The 3,097-nt window shown below is 41.1% G+C and carries 3 protein-coding genes; all 3 read left to right on the top strand.

Features of this window, described 5'->3' with window-relative positions:
* The first annotated feature begins 464 nt into the window (after nt 1–464).
* The 3 genes from F6K38_RS28790 (at nt 465) to F6K38_RS28780 (ending at nt 2,333) form a co-directional block, all read left to right on the top strand.
* On the top strand, nt 465–722 hold the full coding sequence (locus tag F6K38_RS28790; RefSeq protein ID WP_131827150.1) for a hypothetical protein: 258 nt from the start codon (nt 465–467) through the stop codon (nt 720–722).
* A 126-nt stretch (nt 723–848) separates the two neighbouring features.
* Entirely contained in the window at nt 849–1,025 is a 177-nt protein-coding gene (locus tag F6K38_RS28785; RefSeq protein ID WP_008184244.1) for a hypothetical protein, read from the top strand.
* 513 nt (nt 1,026–1,538) lie between these two features.
* Nucleotides 1,539–2,333, top strand: coding sequence for a hypothetical protein (locus F6K38_RS28780; protein WP_287358479.1), 795 nt, complete (start codon nt 1,539–1,541; stop codon nt 2,331–2,333).
* Nucleotides 2,334–3,097: the final 764 nt, after the last annotated feature.

Genomic DNA, 3,097 nt, shown 5'->3' with positions numbered 1-3,097 from the left:
ATGCGTTCGCGTAGCGGCTCTTTCAGAGCATCGCATTCCAGTTGAGATGGTAATCATGCGTTCGCGTAGCGGCTCTTTCAGAGCATCGCATTCCAGTTGAGATGGTAATCATGCGTTCGCGTAGCGGCTCTTTCAGAGCATCCCATTCCAGTTGAGATGGTAATCATGCGTTCGCGTAGCGGCTCTTTCAGAGCATCCCATTCCAGTTGAGATGGTAATCATGCGTTCGCGTAGCGGCTCTTTCAGAGCATCGCATTCCAGTTGAGATGGTAATTATGCGTTCGCGTAGCGGCTCTTTCAGAGCATCGCATTCCAGTTGAGATGGTAATCATGCGTTCGCGTAGCGGCTCTTTCAGAGCATCGCATTCCAGTTGACAGGGAAATTATGCGATCGCGTTACTGTTGACAGGGAAATTATGCGTTCGCGTTACTGTTGACAGGGAAATTATGCGTTCGCGTTACTGTTGACAGGGAAATTATGCGTTCGCGTAGCGGCTCTTTCAGAGAATCGTGTAGCAGATCCATTGGAGTTACCCCAGCCAAGCTGCGTGATCAAACCAAACGTGATTCAAGCATCTCTACCAACCTGCGAGAGCTCCTCGATTTTTGGCATTGCTGAGGGGCGGAATGAATATGAGTGGGGTGGGCATCCTGCCCGCGCGAAAATGAAACGGGCAAGATGCCCGTTCCACGGCAAGATGCCCGTTCCACAAAACTATTAAAATCATTCCATTATTAAGCAACGCCCAAAAAAAAAAGGTACCCTCAAGGGTACTGTGAAGCCAGAGTTAGATCTGACATTCTAGAAATGTGTTGATTGAAATGAATTGCACCAAGAGGTAAAACCCATGCCTTACAAATACTATAACCCCTGTGTGTTCCAAGTTCCGATCAAATTAGAAGTACCCATTGTTCTCGACATCGCTGTCGCTGCTAAGCGTAAGTGTTTTGATAAATATGAGGAAATGGAGATCGAAGAGAACGGAGCGGCTACTGATCAGTCCCCCGAACCAGTTACCAGTTAGTCTCTTTAGGCATCTTTGAAAGGAATCTTTGACGGCTGGCTTTGAATTAGTTCATTTTTATTAATTTCTGCAATACCCCTAGGCTGATCAAGCCAGGTTTTTTTTAACAGCGTTGCTGAGTATGGGTATGATTTCGCCCCCCTAATATCAAGTCTGGTTGAATACCCATAATTAAGGAGAGGGTGGGAGGTGTGGGGAGATAGGGAGATTTTTATTAAGGGTAATTATCCTGACATGATATAACCCCCCAACTTTGGGTGGAACGAAACTCTCTTTCGTCCCCCAATTTTGGGGGATAATTGGGGCAGTAGCCAAATAATACCAAGAAATTCATACTTAAATTCAGCACCCAATTGAAAACTGCTATAATTTTTAATTATGCCCTTTGTAAGTAATCGGCATTAAATTTATCAGTATAAAAATTTGGTATTATTGAGCTTAAACATTGAGTAAAACCTATAGCATTATAGATCAATATTTAGGCTATATAAAAACTATATATTAGTATTAAAAATGATACCAATTGTCCCCCCTACAGTTGAAGTATTAAAAGATATTGTCCTCGGTTTAATAGAAAATATTTATTCTAGATATGAGGTAAAAGAATGGATCATCGGCATGCAAAAAGAGCATTCTATAATCTTCCCTGGTTGCATGAGCTTCGGGATGAAAAATAGATTTGCTGAATTTGTAATGTTTGCTTTGTTCTGCATTAATGAGGTCGGGGTTGGAAAATTTGATAGTCCTGGTGAACAGTTTATTCGAGATGTAGATCTTGAAGAATATCTAGCTTGCTTAAACGAAGAAGATTGCACAGAAAGATCTGGAAATATTGTGAGACTCAGACCCCATCAGATCCAACCAGTTAAAAAAGTATACAATACTATTGTGGGTATAGATTGTGGGAATGGGCAATTACTAAAAGATATAGGCGTTTTTCTAAATAGAGGTTATTTTCTTGATCTCAACGATTATCGAGAAGATGCCTTAGTGGAATATTGTGGCTCACATTTTGTTTTATCTTACTCGCACAATATAAATAACAATGATTTATATATCGAGGGCTTTGAAGGTGAAAAAGAAAAGGTAGCGAAGCTATTAGTAGAACTTAATATATTACCTAATATGATTAAATGGGTCAATGACTTAATTGATAATGAAGTATGTAGATTGTGTAGGGTAGACGATAACAATAATACATTTGTTATGAAAACGTTTAGTTCTTATATTGAGGCTGAAATTGAGAGATATTCATATCAAAAAAAAGGACATAAACAAACCTATTATTTGGAGCGATATTATACCTAAAAAATTATTGGTAAACCGTTGGCATCTGGATAAAAAATACGGGCGTTGCTTAATTAAGGTCTGAAAAGATAACGATCAGGACCTGGAACATCCCAGAATCGGAGATAGTGAATCAGGAAACGAATGGAATATTTTAGCATTTCCTGGAATTTTGAAGTAAGCATTCAGCTATCAGCATTCAGCTATCAGCTTATGGGCTATGGGCACCCTTTGCGAACACCTGTTGAATAAAAGAGGTAAACATTTGTTTAATCTGAGTTAAGTCTGCTGACGGCTGACAACTGACGGCACCTCAAGCAGCGTGCGCGTAGCGCATATGCTTACATTTTCAATAACAAAGACTCTTGGGTTGTAGTCGCTCTAAATAATGTCTGATCTTTGGATTTTATCCTTCAATTATGGTCAGATAAGTCTGGCTTATTATCTAATACCCCTCATCACTAATATCAAGTCAGGTTGAATACCCATAATTAGAGGGAGGGTGGGAAGTCTGGGGAGATGGTCAGATGGTCAGATGGTCAGATGGGGGAGATTTTTATTAAGGGTAATTATCCCGACATGATATAAGTTAACTTTGCTTAAATTCTGGCCTAGGGTGGGTTAGGCGGCAAGTATTTTGAAAGCTCACCTTGTCTTGATGCAATAGCGAGTGGTTTTGGGTCTGTGTGGGTCACCTGCGGGAGCACCGCTGTTTGCCCCGTGGAAACCACGGCAGTTGCTCATGGGGGGAACCCCCTTTGGCCTCACTGCCTCCCCTTTGGCCA

Source organism: Moorena sp. SIO3B2, assembly GCF_010692525.1.
Taxonomy (GTDB): domain Bacteria; phylum Cyanobacteriota; class Cyanobacteriia; order Cyanobacteriales; family Coleofasciculaceae; genus Moorena; species Moorena producens.
The sequence above is the reverse complement of the archived record's forward strand: the minus strand, read 5'-3'. Positions and strand labels throughout refer to the sequence as shown.